A 12,989-nucleotide genomic window follows, 5' to 3' on the forward strand; every position below is an offset into this window, starting at 1 on the left:
GGGTTCCGGCCTGTTACGCCGGCCGCTCGACACCCGTAATCTCGAATCGAGCGCCGCCGCCCTCGGCCTCGGTGACGGCGACGTCCCAGTCGTGGGTGCGGACCGCCTGCGCGACGATTGACAGGCCGAGACCCGTCCCCTCCTCACCCGTGGAGTAACCGGCTTCGAACACCTCGTCGCGCGTCTCAACGGGGATGCCGACGCCGTCGTCCTCGACGTAGAAGCCCGCTTCGGCCGCGTCGCCATCGAGGGCGCCGACCGTCACGGTCAGGTCGTCGTCGCTCGCGCCGTGCTCGACCGAGTTCCGAAACAGGTTCTCGAACACGTGTCCCAGCAGGTTCGAGTCCGCCCGGAACTCGACGGAGTCGGCGACGACGAGCGTGGCCGTGCCGGTTTCGACGTGTTCCCACGCGGCCGCCGCGCGGGTTTCGAGGTCGACAGTCGACAGCCCTTCGACCGTGTCGTGGCGGGCCAACACCAGCGCGTCGGTGATGATGTCGTCCATCCGGTCGAGCGCGCCCGCGACGCGTTCGAGTCGGTCGGAGGTGGCCGTCTCGTCGAGGAGCGATTCGACGTACCCAGCCGCGACCGAAAGCGGGTTTCTGAGGTCGTGCGAGAGCATCCGGGCGAGGTTCTGGAGGCGTTCGGCCTTCTCTTCGGCCTCCAGTTCCGCGCGCTTTCGGTCGGTGATGTCGAGGTGCACAATCTGGACGTAGGTGTCGCCGTCGTCGACGAAGCGGGTCGCTCGCATCGTGAACCAGAGGCGCTCGTCGGGCGTTTCGCAGGGGTACTCGAAGGAGAACTCGTCTCTCTCGCCGTCGATGACGGCGCGGATACCCTGGCTGGCCGTCGTCGCGTCGTCGGTGGTGCTGAGGTCGCAGACCCCGAGGTAGTTCGTGCCGACCGAACTGCTGTCGCCCTGATAGTCGTGTTCGGTTCCGAACTCCCGCCACGCGCGGTTGGTGTAGAGGATGACGCCGTCCTCGTCCAGAATCGCGAGCTGCGTCGGAAGCGCGTCGAGGCTCGAAAACGCGAGCGAGGACGAGGTGGCGTTCGACATTGGTGGATGAACGGGCGTGAGCTACTTGATTCGTTTGGGCGAGTGAGCGACACGTCGCCACCGCATCGCGATTGCGTCACCGCCACCGGCCACAGTTGCCGGCTGACGAAACCGAAATCGGTTGCAGAGCCGCGTGCGGACCGAAGACGTGTTGTGCCTACGGCGGCAACTCACACTCAATGAGAGTGCAGGAGTCGTACCCCGTCGACGTCGACGCTATCCGCGCGGATTTCCCCATCCTCGAGCGGAAGGTCGGCGGCGACATCTCGACGCCGGGTGAGCACGACGACGACGACACGCCGCTCGTCTACCTCGACAACGCCGCGACGAGCCACACGCCGGAGCAGGTCGTCGACGCCATCGTCGACTACTACCACGGCTACAACTCGAACGTCCACCGCGGCATCCACCACCTGAGCCAGGAGGCCTCCGTCGCCTACGAGAACGCCCACGACCGCGTCGCGGAGTTCATCGGCGCGTCCGGCGGCCGCGAGGAGGTCGTCTTCACGAAGAACACCACCGAGTCGATGAACCTCGTCGCCTACGCGTGGGGCCTCGACGAACTCGGGCCGGGCGACTCGGTCGTCATGACCGAGATGGAACACCACGCCTCGCTGGTCACGTGGCAGCAGATCGCCAAGAAGACCGGTGCCGAGGTGCGCTACATCCGCGTCGACGACGACGGCCGCCTCGACATGGAGCACGCGAAGGAACTCATCGACGACTCCACGAAGATGGTCTCGGTCGTCCACGTCTCGAACACCCTCGGAACCGTCAACCCGGTTTCCGAACTCGCGGACATGGCTCACGAGGTCGGTTCGTACATCTTCGTCGACGGTGCGCAGTCGGTCCCGACCCGCCCGGTCGACGTGGAAGACATCGACGCCGACTTCTTCGCCTTCTCGGGTCACAAGATGTGCGGCCCGACGGGCATCGGCGCGCTCTACGGCAAGCGCGACATCCTCGAGGAGATGCAGCCGTATCTCTACGGCGGCGAGATGATTCGGAGCGTCACCTACGAGGACTCCACGTGGGAGGACCTCCCGTGGAAGTTCGAGGCGGGCACGCCGCCCATCGCGCAGGGCGTCGGCTTCGCCGCGGCCGTGGACTACCTCGACGACATCGGCATGGAGAACGTCCAGGCCCACGAGGAACTGCTCGCGGAGTACGCCTACGACCAACTCAGCGAGTTCGACGATATCGAGATTTACGGCCCGCCGGGCGACGACCGCGGCGGCCTCGTCGCGTTCAACCTCGACAGCGTCCACGCCCACGACCTCTCGAGCATCCTCAACGAGCAGGGCGTCGCCATCCGCGCCGGAGACCACTGTACGCAGCCGCTCCACGACAAACTCGGGGTGGCGGCCTCGACGCGAGCGTCCTTCTACATCTATAACACGAGAGAGGAAGTCGACAAACTGGTCGACGCTATCGACGCCGCTCGCGAACTGTTCGCCTGAGTACCCGGTTTTTCGCGGTGTCGGAGCGCGACCGTCCCAATACATTTGTCCCGTTGACACGTCGTCGGAGCGTATGCTCCAATCGCTGACCGGCTTCCTCGTCGAGACGCTCCGCGAAACCGTCGCGGAGTTCGGGACCGCGGTGCAGGACGCCGCGCCGAAGGTGCTCACCGCGGTCGTCTTCCTCGCGCTCGCCTACGTCGGCATCAAGGCGATACTGTTCGTCGTCCGCGGCGTGCTCGACGGGCTGTACCCCGAAGAGCAGGACCTCGTGGTCGAACTCGGGGTCGCCGTCGCGGGCGTGTTCCTCTGGTTCGGCGCGGCGCTCGCGCTGTTGAACATCGTCGGGATGACGGAAATCGCGGCGAGCCTCGGTACCGCGACCGGCTTCATCGCGCTGGGCGTCTCCTACGCGCTGTCGAACATGATAGCCGACACGGTGGCGGGCGTCTACCTGCTTCGAGACCCCGATTTCAACCCCGGCGACCGCGTGAAATCGGACCCGGTGACGGGGACGGTCAGCTCCATCGAACTCCGCAAGACGCGCTTCGAGAACGACGAGGGCGACACCGTCGTCGTGGCGAATCGTGACGTCGAAAAGAAGTGGACGAAGTACGACGCGGAGGCGGCCGCGGACGCGTCGGCGGCGGGTCCGACGTAAGCGACGAATTCGGCCGATTCGCCGGCCCCGGAATCCTTTTACGGCGCTCGGGCGTAGCCCCGACGAACACCAATGGGCATTGGCTCAGACATGTATCGTCAGCAGATAATGGACCACTACAAGAACCCCCGGAACCACGGTCGGCTGGAGTCGCCGACGTTCACCCACACCGGGGAGAACCCCTCCTGCGGCGATACGATTACGATGGACGTGCAGCTCGCCGACGACGGCGAGACCATAGAGCGCGTCGCGTTCTCCGGCGATGGCTGCGCCATCAGTCAGGCGTCCGCGAGTATGCTCACCCAGCGACTGCCGGGCACGACGCTCTCGGAGCTGGAAGCGATGGACACCGACGACATCACCGAGATGCTCGGCGTCGACATCTCGCCGATGCGCATCAAGTGCGCCGTCCTCGCGCGACAGGTCGCACAGGACGGCGCGAAGATTCACGACGGCGAAATAGAAATCGAGCAGACGAAGACCGAAGGCGACGACGACTGAGCCGCCTCCCGCCAGCGGTGAATCGGCGACCCGCCGAACCGAGCGCGAGTCGAGCTATTCTTCGTCCGTCCCCGCGCCGAGCGCCGCCGCCAGCGCGACGAGGTAGCCGAGCCCCGCTTTGACCTCGGGGTCGCGGGTGGCCCGCAGAAGGCCGACCGCGCCCACGGGCGTCGCCTCCGCGTCCTCCGCGTCGCCGACGGCGCGAAGCAGGCGCTTCATTCCGGCGACGGTGTCGGGGTCGGAGGCGTCGTCGGCGACCTCGGCGAGGGAGGTCCCGGTCCGCGCGAGCGACCGCACCATCTCGTCGTCGAGCGCGCCGACGCCGAGTTCGAGCACGTCGATGAGGTCGTTGACGAGGCCGAGTCGCTCGACGAGGAGCGCGACCTCCTCCGGGTTGTTCTCGATGGCCCGCACGAGTTCGTCGGGCACCGTCTGTTCGGTCGCTGTGGTTGATTCGTGGTCCTGCATTGGTCTCACCTCAGAGCATCCCCCTGGCGGTCAGCCAGTACGATTCGTTGTACGCGTGTTTCGCCCAGTGGATGGGCTTCGACGGCTGGCGCATCGTCGCGGGCGTCTCGTAGTCGAACGAGACGAACGACGCCTCGTCGAGGCCGGTCTCGACGAAGCAGACGGTCTTGCCGTCGTACCGCTTCGTCGGCGTGCGACCCCGGACTTCCGCGGCGATTCGCTCCGCGACCGTGAACGCCTGGAAGTGCGCCGCACTCCCGGCTTTCGGGATGGGGAGCGCCGCCGTGTCGCCGATGGCGTACACGTCCTCGGCCGCGGTCGCGCGGAGGGTCCGCTGGTCGACGTCGACCCAGCCAGCGTCGCCGAGGCCGGAATCGATGATTAGCTCATCACCGCGGTGTGGCGGGATGCCGACGAGCAGGTCGTAGCCCACTTCCGCGCCGTTCTTCGCCGAGACGACCCGTTCGTCCGGGTCGACGGCGTCGACGACGAAGTCGGTCTCGACGCGGACGCCCCGCTCGGCCAGAATGGGGTCGGCCCACTCGGCGACCTCGGGCTTCCCGTGGCTCCGCGCCATCGGGTACGTGTAGACGAGGTCGGTGTCCTCGCGCAGTCCCCGGCTCCGGAGCCAGTCGTCCACGATGAACGTGAATTCGAGCGGCGCGGCCGGACACATGTGGGGCGTCCCGACGACGCTCAAGACGAGGCGGCCGCCGTCGAACTCGGCGAGGGCGTCGCGGAGCCGTTCGGCCCCCTCGGCGCTGTAGAAGTGGTGTGCGCCCTCCCGAAAGCCGGGGACTGCGTCCGGGTCGAGCTTCGCGCCGGTCGCGAGGACGAGCGTGTCGTAGTCGAGCACCTCGTCGCCGTCCTGACAGTAGAGGCGCTTTTCGTCGGTGTCGACCCGGCGAACGCGGTTGGTGACGATGTTCACCCGCTCGTCGACGAGGTCCCGCAGGTCGCGAACGCCGTCCTCCGGTTCCGCGGCTCCGAACGGGACGTACAAGAACACCGGCTTGTAGACGTGTTTCGTGTCGTCGGAGACGAGCGATACCTCCACGTCGCCGTCGTCTATCTCCGACGCGAGTTCCTCGGCGAGACGGTTCGAAACCACCGTCCCACCCGTGCCACCGCCAACGACTACGATTCGGTTCGTCATGGAGTTCACCTACCTAAACGGTGGGGCGCCGACGGGATAGTATTGCGAGCTGTTTCCAACATTGTGGGAACCGAGGGACGGCGCGGCCGCTCGGGGCGGTGAGGAGGCAGGGAGAGTGTGGTGAAAACGGAGAGCGTGTGGGGAACGGGGTTCGTGGAGTCGTGTAACGTCGCCCGGCTAACTTCGCGGGCTAACGTCGGCTTACTCGGGCTTGAGACCGGCGTCCTGCACGCGCATGATGGCCTCGCCGTCGGCGAGGTTCGGCGCGTCCACGAGGCGGACGATACGCTTGTCGCCCTTGGACTTGCGGAGGTAGATACGGAACGTCGAGGTGTGACCGAGGATGTTGCCACCGATGGGCTGAGTCGGGTCGCCGAAGTAGGAGTCGGGGTTCGACGCGACCTGGTTGGTGACGAGAATGCCCGTGTTGAACAGGTCGCCGATGCGCATCAGGTCGTGGAGGTGCTTGTTGAGCTTCTGCTGGCGCTCCGCGAGTTCGCCGCGGCCGACGTACTCGGCGCGGAAGTGAGCGGTGAGCGAGTCGACACAGAGGAGGCGCACCGGCCACTCGGTGTCCTCGTGCTCGCCGGCGAGCTCCTTGGCCTTCTCGGCGAGGAGAATCTGGTGGTTGGAGTTGAACGCCTTCGCAACGTGAATCTTGTCGAGGAAGTCGTCGACGAGCGCCTTCATGGTCTCCTCGTCGTCGATGGAGCCCTCCATCTCGCGGTCCTCGAGCGTCGCTTCGAGCGCCTCGTCTTCGAGGCCGCGGACCATGTCGTCGATACGTTCGGGGCGGAACGTGTCCTCGGAGTCGATGAAGATACAGCCGCCACCGAGGCCGCCGAGTTCCGGCGGGAGCTGGACGTTGACCGCGAGCTGGTGGGTGATCTGGGACTTCCCGGCACCGAACTCGCCGTACACCTCGGTGATGGACTGCGTTTCGAGGCCGCCGCCGAGGAGTTCGTCCACCTCGTCGATCTGCCAGCTCAGCTTGCCGATCTGCTGGCGTCGTTCGAGGACCATCGAGCCGGTCTCGAAGCCGCCCACGTCGGCCGCGTCGCGGGCCGCGTTGATGATGTCGGAGGCCGTGCTGGAGCCGATATCGGCCTTGTTCGACAGTTCGCCGGGGCTGGCGACCGCGATGGACTGGTAGGTGTCGTAGCCGGTATCTGTGAGTTTGTCGGCCGTCGCGGGGCCGACGCCGGGGAGACTTTCGAGGTCGTCTTCTGCCATACCCAGTCGTTCCGCCTATACCCTCATAAACCCTCGTTAACAGCAGGGTGAAAGTGAAATCGAGGGGCGTGGTGGGGTCGGCTATCGGGTCATCACGGAGGTTCAAGGGCGATGTCGCGGAGGCGGAGACGAACGGACGAGAGACTGGAAGGGTTCCAAAGTCGACTGAGAGTACGGGCTCGTACGGAGGTAGAACCAGAACCGAATCGAAAGAGTGGGTCGGGAGTGTGTCGGGAGCGAGTCAGGAGCGCGAGTTCGTGGTCACTCCCACGGGTGGCCGTTCCGCGTCGACGGCCACAGCGGGTACCAGTAGCTCTCGTCGTCCTCTATCGTCAGTTCGCCGTCGAGGACCGATTCGAGCTTGAACTCCAGACTCTGGTTCCGCGTCGAGGTGCCCTGCGGGGCGAAGGGGTAGTACGCCCCGCGGCGGAACGAGTAAATCCAGTAGGCCCGGTCGCCGTCGCGCTCGAAGCCGAACAGGGCGGCGAGCAGGCGCGACCCGTAGCCGCGCTCGATGAACTCGTCGGCGGCGAAGTGGACGCTCGTCACGAGGTCCTCGGGGTCGTCGTCGGCGAGGACGACCCAGTTGTAGCCGTGGCCGTCGGTGTGGCGGCGGAACTCGGTGCCGGTCTCTTCGCCCCCGGCGGTGAGGATGTCCTCCACGGCGTCGACGGTGTCGGCGAAGTCGGTGCTATCGACGGAAGAGAAACACAGCGCCGCCTCGTCGGCCGAGTCGAACCGGAGGTCCGCCTCCATCGTCAGGTAGGCGGTGCTCATCCCGAAGAGGTCCTCGGGGTCCGCTTTGGTGGTCGCATCGGACTCGGCGCTGATGCCGAGCATGGCGCGGAATGAATCGAACAGTCCCATCGGCGCTTAGACGGTCTCCATCTCGCGCTCCATGTCGCGGAGGCGCTCGACGCGGTTCTCGGTGGAGGGATGCGTGCTGAACAGGCGACCGATGAAGTCCGACTTGATGGGGATGATGAAGAACGCGTTCATCTCCGAGGTGTCGCGCATGTCGCGCTTCGGGACGCTGTCCATCCGGCCCGAAATCTTGAGCAGCGCGGACGCCAGCGCCGAGGGGCGGCCGGTGATGACGGCGGCCCCGCGGTCGGCGGCGTACTCGCGGTACCGCGAGAGCGCCCGAATCAGGAGGTACGAGATTATCCAGACGGCGAGCGACGCGAGGATGGCGACGATGACCGGGGCGTTCTGTCGGTTGTCGTCGCCGCCGAAGAACCAGCCCCAGCGGACGATGAGGAAGGCGATGCTGGAGAGGAACGACGCGATGGTCATGACCATCACGTCGCGGTTCTTCACGTGCGCGAGTTCGTGGGCGATGACGCCCTCTAACTCGTCGTCGTCGAGGGTGTCCATCAGGCCGGTCGTCACGCAGACGGCCGAGCTCTTCTGGGAGCGCCCCGTCGCGAAGGCGTTCGGGACGCGCGTGTCTGCGATGGCGACCTTCGGCTTCGGGAGGTCCGCCTGCTGAGAGAGGCGACCGACCATCGCGTGGAGCTTCCGCGCCTGCGGGCCGTCGTCCTCGTCGACGACGCTCGCGCCCATGCTGTACAGCGCGATTTTGTCGCTGAAGAAGAACTGCGCGAAGAGGAAGACGCCCATGAACCCGGCCATGACGGCGAGGTTCTGGAAGTAGGCGAACAACACCCCCGCGAAGACGATGTAGAGGGCGAACAGGAGGAACATCGTGAGCGCCATCCGCCCGCGAAGTCCCCAGTCCGGTTTCCAGTTCATACCACGTGATTAGTAATCCGGCTAATAAACGCTGTTGGAGTGCGAAGGTGTCGCACGCGAGCGCCCGGGTCGTGAAGAATCGGGACATATCGTTTTGCCGCGGGAGCGCGTAGTCCCGGGTGACATGTTCGCCGATAGGGAAGACGCGGGCCGCCGACTTGCGGACCTGCTCGACGAGCGAGAAGAGGCGGCTGACCTCGTGTTGGCCATCCCGCGGGGCGGGCTCCCCGTCGGCAGGGAGGTCGCAGACCGCCTCAGAGTGCCGCTCGACGTGGTGGTCGCGTCCAAGGTCGGCGCGCCCGACAACCCCGAACTCGCCGTGGGGGCGGTCGCAGGCGACGGGAGCGCGTGGTGGAACGACGACCTGCTCTCGTATCTCGACGTGGGCGACGACTACCTCGACCGCGAGCGCGAGCGCGAGGCCGGAGCGGCCAGAGAGAAGGTGTCGCTGTACCGCGGCGGCGACCCGCTTCCCGACGTGGCCAGAAAGCGCGTCGTCGTCGTCGACGACGGCGTCGCCACGGGCGCGACCGCCCGAGCGTGCCTGCGGCAGGTCGTCGCCGGCGGCGCGGAGCGCGTCGTCCTCGCGGTTCCGGTCGGGCCCCCGCACACCCTCTCGGACCTCGAAGCCGAGTGCGACGCGGTCGTCGCAGTCGAGTCGCCGGAGGCGTTCGGGGCCGTCGGCGCGTTCTACCGTGACTTCGCGCAGGTCTCCGACGAGGAGGCCGCGTCGTACCTCCGCGACGGGGCGGACGGGGACTGAGACGGCTCACGGCTGCCGAGGCACATATCGACGACAGCCGGGAGTCACCGGCGCGGCCGTGACGCCGAACTTAAGCGGTCGAACGGACTAGAGCCGTCAATGAGCGAATCCCGCGACTTCTGCCCTCGGTGCGGTGACCCGGTTCCGGAGCGACCGGAACCGCTCCCCGGGATGCCGCGCGAGCGCGACGACGTGCTCTGCGACTCGTGTTACTTCGAGGACTTCGACCTCGTGGACGCACCCGACGAGGTGCAGGTCCGCGTCTGCGCGCAGTGCGGCGCGATCCACCGGGGCAACCGGTGGGTCGACGTCGGCGCGCGAGACTACACCGACATCGCCATCGAGGAGGTGTCGAACTCGCTCGGCGTCCACCTCAACGCCGAGGAGGTCCGCTGGGGCGTCGAACCCGAGCAGATCGACGAGAACAACATCCGGATGCACTGCCACTTTTCGGGCGTCGTCCGCGGCACGCCGCTGGAGGAGTCCGTCGTCGTCCCGGTGAGCATCGCTCGCGAGACGTGCCAGCGCTGTGGCCGCATCGCCGGCGGCTACTTCGCCAGCCTCGTGCAGGTCCGCGCCGACGACCGCACGCCGACGACGGACGAGGCCGAGACGGCCATCGAAATCGCCGAGTCCTACATCGCGGAGCGCGAGGAGAAAGGCGACCGAGACGCGTTCATCTCGAGTATCAAACGGACGCCCAACGGCCCGAACATCAAGATTTCGACCAACAAGATGGGAAGCGGTGTCGCCAAGCAGATTCGCGAGCGCTTCGGCGGCACCATCGAGGAGCACCCGACGCTCGTCACGGAGGACGGCGACGGCAACGAGGTCTACCGCGTCACGTTCGTCGCCCGCCTGCCGCGGTTCACCGCCGGCGACGTCATCGACCCCGAAGACGGCGACGGGCCGGTCCTCGTGCGGAGCAACCGCGGTCGGCTCAAGGGGACGCGTCTCACCTCGGGCGACCCCTACGAGTCGGAGTTCGAGGAGGGCGAGCGGCCCGAAGCCGAGGACCTCGGCTCCGTCGAGGATGCGGCGGAGACCACCGTCGTCACCGTCGAGGACGAACACGCCGTGCAGGTGCTCGACCCCGAGACGTACGAGGCGAAGACTATCCCTCGGCCGGACTACTTCGACGCCGACGCCGCGATGGTGCCGGTCCTCAAGAGCCAGTCGGGACTGCACATCCTCCCGGACGAGGCCGTCGACGACGAGGACGAGGAGTAAGCAGACCGCAGCGAAGAGAGACGGAACGCGGTGGCGACGGCGTTTGCGTTTTTACGAATCGTCGGCGACCGGCAATTGAACACGAAAAGCGGTCGCTCAGGAACGGGAGATAATCGAACGACGGAGCAGAATCAGTCGGCGCTGGCCGGCCGGTCCGTCGAGAGGGACGCGGCCGGAGCGTCGTCTTCGTGCACGGGCACACCGTGGCGCTGGAGAGCGAGGAGCAGGTCGTCCTCGGAGTAGCCGGAGCGGGCGGCCGCCTGCGAGAGTGTGAGCGTCCCACTACGATACAGTGTCATCGCCGTGGCGAGTGCGTTGGTGTGCATGGCCGATACTCCATCATTCAATGGCATTGGTGTTAACTATTTCGTGAGAAAGCGTGTCAAAGACAAAGTTAGGAGAACTATAGCTTTACAAACTTCACTCTATTTCCGCATCTTGTTCGCCAAACGGCCAAACACATTAACAATCATTGAGGAAATGTGTCGGAGGCGGCGACTCTCTTGGACACTATGGCGATTTTTGCCGTTCGAACGGGACGAGATGACATGACACCGCCGAGATGGCGCAGTCTCGGGAGACGATGTTATCACTCGTGCGAACCGGTGCAGAAGCGTTAATTATCGGCCACCCAACCCACAGCCATGGACCGACAGCAGGTTATCGCACTGACGCTCGTCGCGCTCATGATTGGGTCGGCGCTGCTCTCTGGGGCTAGCCTCTTCCTGTAATCACTCGCCCCACACGTCGGAAAGCGGGTGGTTGCTCCGGCCGCCGTCGTCCGAACCGCCGGACGAGCCACCGCTCTTGCGACCGCCGGAACCGCCGGACGACGTGCCGCCGGAACCGCCCGCTTGACTCCCCGAAGAACCCGACCCGCGAGTCGAACCGCCCCGCGAGCCAGCGCTACCACCTGACGCTCCGGACGACCGACTCGTCGAGCCGCCGAGATTCGCGGTCCCACCGAGCGCGTTGCCCGCGTTGCCCCCGCGGCCGCCCGCCGCGACGGGGTCGAACTCCGGGAGGTCGGGTTTCGTCATCCGGTCGACCTGCGCCGCGAACCAGTCGGGCATGTCGGTCCGCGTCTTGTCGAACAGTTGGAGCAGGCTGCTGTCGGCGACGTAGGTGTCGCCGTAGTCGTCGGGCGCGCGCACGACCCGGCCGCACGCCTGAATCACAGTCCGGAGGGCGGCGCGGCGGTACCACGCCCACTGGCCGTCTTCGAGACGGCGGGCGACCCTGGAGTCGTTCGTGTTGAGATAGGGCGCTTTGCAGAGCACCTGCCAGCGACAGAGGTCGCCTTTCAGGTCCAGCGCCTCCTCCATCTTCACGGAGAGGAACACCTCCGGTCGGTCGGTCGCCTTCCACGTCTCCAGTTCCACGTTTCGGTCGTCGCGGTCGTGGCCGCGGACGCGGTTGCCGAGGCCCATCTCGGCGAGGCGGCGGCGAAGCTCCGCCTGAATCGCGTAGGAGTGACAGTGAATCAGGCCCTTCTCGTCGGGGTGTTTCGCCATCAGGCGGACGGCGAGGCGAGCGATTTTCGGCAGCGTCTCGTCGCGGTGCTCGTAGGTCATCTTCCCCTGCGTCACGTCGTACAGCGGTCGGTTCTCGACGGGGAAGGTGTGTTCGACGTCCACGAGCGCGACCTTCGAGGGGTCGAGGCCGACAGAGCGGCAGAACGCCGCCTTGTTCAGGATGGTCGCCGACAGGAGCGCGAACTTATTCCCGCGGTCCCAGACGGTGTGCTGGAGGTACTTCGCGGGGTCGAGCGGCTTGATGGCGATGGGCGACCCCTCGCCGTCGTGCTGGTCGACGACCCACGTCGTCGGGCTCTGGGGGTCGCGGTAGTCCTCGACGAACCACTTCAGTTCGCCGATGAGTTCCTGTAGGCGGTCGCGGCGGGCGGCCTCCTCGGGCGTCAGTTCGGACTGCGTGAGCAGTTCGTCTTTCTCGCGCTTGCAGACGCCGACGAGCGTCTCCGCGAAGCGCGAGGCGCGCTCGACGGGGTCGCCCGTGGCCGCGACGTCCGGCACGCCGATGTCGTCCCACACCGGGACGGTCCGGGGTTTCAGGTCGATGGTCGCGTACATCTCGGCCCATTCGGCCAGCCCGTGGGCCTCGTCGACGACGACCACGTCGCGCTTTCTGAATACGTCGGAGCCGGCGGTCTGCATGAAGTACGCGAGCGTCATCGCCGCGATTTGGCGGTTCGAGGCGATGGCGCGGTCGGAGAAGTACGGACAGCGGTGCCGGACCGAGCAGTCGAAGCCGCGCTTGCGGGCGCAGGGAGCGCGGTCGACCGGGGTGTCTTCCTCGCCGCGGATGATGCAGTTGTAGTTGGACTTGCCGCGGATTATCTTGAGGTCCGAAAGCAGGTCGTCCTCGGCCACGTCGTCGAGTTGCGACACCTGCGGGGTCGTGTAGTAGGCGTCAGTCGCCTGCGCGGGCGAGGTCTCGTCCACGGTCGCCGCCGAGCCCGCGATGGCGCGGGCGAGCAGCGACTTGCCGCTCCCGGTCGGCGCGCGGACCAAGACCACGTCGTTGCCGTCGGCGAAGGCGTCCCGGATGTCGCGCAGGGCCTGCTCCTGCGCGCCGCGGAAACTGGGGGCCGGAAACGAGTCGATGATGCGCGACGGATCCACGGTTGGTGGAGTCTTCGGACGGGCCTAAATCCACCGCTCCGGGGTGCGGTCGTGGCGTCG

Annotated in this window: 13 protein-coding genes; 5 read left to right on the plus strand and 8 right to left on the minus strand. The window is 66.6% G+C overall.

What is annotated here, in order from left to right; all coding sequences use genetic code 11:
- Window positions 1-13 precede the first annotated feature (13 nt).
- Entirely contained in the window at window positions 14-1,060 is a 1,047-nt protein-coding gene (locus tag C5B91_RS13805) for a PAS domain-containing sensor histidine kinase (protein ID WP_115819858.1), read from the minus strand.
- 185 nt (window positions 1,061-1,245) lie between these two features.
- On the opposite strand from C5B91_RS13805, the gene sufS reads away from it, so the two are divergent.
- The 3 genes from sufS (at window position 1,246) to sufU (ending at window position 3,682) form a co-directional block, all read left to right on the plus strand.
- Window positions 1,246-2,520, plus strand: a complete 1,275-nt coding sequence (gene sufS / locus C5B91_RS13810) for a bifunctional cysteine desulfurase/selenocysteine lyase SufS (protein WP_008091136.1) — start codon at window positions 1,246-1,248, stop codon at window positions 2,518-2,520.
- Window positions 2,521-2,593: 73 nt separating this feature from the next.
- Entirely contained in the window at window positions 2,594-3,181 is a 588-nt protein-coding gene (locus C5B91_RS13815) for a mechanosensitive ion channel domain-containing protein (protein ID WP_004973938.1), read from the plus strand.
- Window positions 3,182-3,253: 72 nt separating this feature from the next.
- Window positions 3,254-3,682: a Fe-S cluster assembly sulfur transfer protein SufU gene (sufU, locus tag C5B91_RS13820; protein WP_008091133.1), complete on the plus strand. Its 429-nt coding sequence runs from the start codon at window positions 3,254-3,256 to the stop codon at window positions 3,680-3,682.
- A 54-nt stretch (window positions 3,683-3,736) separates the two neighbouring features.
- On the opposite strand, the gene C5B91_RS13825 is transcribed toward sufU, so the two are convergent.
- The 5 genes from C5B91_RS13825 to htpX form a co-directional block, all read right to left on the minus strand.
- A complete protein-coding gene (locus C5B91_RS13825; RefSeq protein ID WP_008091132.1) occupies window positions 3,737-4,150 on the minus strand; it encodes a DUF1641 domain-containing protein in 414 nt (137 codons plus the stop codon).
- A gap of 10 nt (window positions 4,151-4,160) precedes the next feature.
- The gene (locus C5B91_RS13830) at window positions 4,161-5,306 is read right to left on the minus strand and encodes an NAD(P)/FAD-dependent oxidoreductase (RefSeq protein WP_115819911.1); all 1,146 of its coding nucleotides are present in this window, start codon (window positions 5,304-5,306) and stop codon (window positions 4,161-4,163) included.
- 201 nt (window positions 5,307-5,507) lie between these two features.
- Window positions 5,508-6,539, minus strand: a complete 1,032-nt coding sequence (gene radA / locus C5B91_RS13835) for a DNA repair and recombination protein RadA (protein ID WP_008091130.1) — start codon at window positions 6,537-6,539, stop codon at window positions 5,508-5,510.
- Between the two features lie 261 nt (window positions 6,540-6,800).
- Entirely contained in the window at window positions 6,801-7,406 is a 606-nt protein-coding gene (locus C5B91_RS13840; RefSeq protein ID WP_008091129.1) for a hypothetical protein, read from the minus strand.
- Between the two features lie 6 nt (window positions 7,407-7,412).
- Window positions 7,413-8,294, minus strand: a complete 882-nt coding sequence (gene htpX / locus C5B91_RS13845) for a zinc metalloprotease HtpX (RefSeq protein WP_049967938.1) — start codon at window positions 8,292-8,294, stop codon at window positions 7,413-7,415.
- 124 nt (window positions 8,295-8,418) lie between these two features.
- Between htpX and C5B91_RS13850 the strand changes: the two genes are divergently transcribed.
- Together C5B91_RS13850 and C5B91_RS13855 are read left to right on the plus strand one after the other, a co-directional pair.
- The gene (locus C5B91_RS13850) at window positions 8,419-9,057 is read left to right on the plus strand and encodes a phosphoribosyltransferase (protein ID WP_008091127.1); all 639 of its coding nucleotides are present in this window, start codon (window positions 8,419-8,421) and stop codon (window positions 9,055-9,057) included.
- 99 nt (window positions 9,058-9,156) lie between these two features.
- Window positions 9,157-10,287, plus strand: coding sequence for a 60S ribosomal export protein NMD3 (locus tag C5B91_RS13855; RefSeq protein ID WP_049913336.1), 1,131 nt, complete (start codon window positions 9,157-9,159; stop codon window positions 10,285-10,287).
- A 131-nt stretch (window positions 10,288-10,418) separates the two neighbouring features.
- Here C5B91_RS13855 and C5B91_RS13860 read toward each other — a convergent pair whose 3' ends face one another.
- Together C5B91_RS13860 and C5B91_RS13865 are read right to left on the minus strand one after the other, a co-directional pair.
- Complete coding sequence (locus tag C5B91_RS13860) at window positions 10,419-10,613, minus strand: UPF0175 family protein (RefSeq protein WP_008091125.1); 195 nt, start codon at window positions 10,611-10,613, stop codon at window positions 10,419-10,421.
- Between the two features lie 405 nt (window positions 10,614-11,018).
- Complete coding sequence (locus C5B91_RS13865; protein WP_115819859.1) at window positions 11,019-12,929, minus strand: helicase C-terminal domain-containing protein; 1,911 nt, start codon at window positions 12,927-12,929, stop codon at window positions 11,019-11,021.
- Window positions 12,930-12,989 lie beyond the last annotated feature (60 nt).

It is taken from the genome of Haloferax sp. Atlit-10N (assembly GCF_003586325.1).
In the GTDB taxonomy this organism is placed as follows: Archaea; Halobacteriota; Halobacteria; order Halobacteriales; family Haloferacaceae; genus Haloferax; species Haloferax prahovense.

Coding starts and splice junctions, on each gene's coding strand:
- C5B91_RS13830 (WP_115819911.1), bottom strand. CDS start 5,306: ATGACGAACCGAATCGTAGTCGTTGGCGGTGGCACGGGTGGGACGGTG.
- C5B91_RS13850 (WP_008091127.1), top strand. CDS start 8,419: ATGTTCGCCGATAGGGAAGACGCGGGCCGCCGACTTGCGGACCTGCTC.
- C5B91_RS13805 (WP_115819858.1), bottom strand. CDS start 1,060: ATGTCGAACGCCACCTCGTCCTCGCTCGCGTTTTCGAGCCTCGACGCG.
- radA (WP_008091130.1), bottom strand. CDS start 6,539: ATGGCAGAAGACGACCTCGAAAGTCTCCCCGGCGTCGGCCCCGCGACG.
- sufU (WP_008091133.1), top strand. CDS start 3,254: ATGGGCATTGGCTCAGACATGTATCGTCAGCAGATAATGGACCACTAC.
- C5B91_RS13855 (WP_049913336.1), top strand. CDS start 9,157: ATGAGCGAATCCCGCGACTTCTGCCCTCGGTGCGGTGACCCGGTTCCG.
- C5B91_RS13840 (WP_008091129.1), bottom strand. CDS start 7,406: ATGGGACTGTTCGATTCATTCCGCGCCATGCTCGGCATCAGCGCCGAG.
- C5B91_RS13815 (WP_004973938.1), top strand. CDS start 2,594: ATGCTCCAATCGCTGACCGGCTTCCTCGTCGAGACGCTCCGCGAAACC.
- C5B91_RS13825 (WP_008091132.1), bottom strand. CDS start 4,150: ATGCAGGACCACGAATCAACCACAGCGACCGAACAGACGGTGCCCGAC.
- htpX (WP_049967938.1), bottom strand. CDS start 8,294: ATGAACTGGAAACCGGACTGGGGACTTCGCGGGCGGATGGCGCTCACG.
- C5B91_RS13860 (WP_008091125.1), bottom strand. CDS start 10,613: ATGCACACCAACGCACTCGCCACGGCGATGACACTGTATCGTAGTGGG.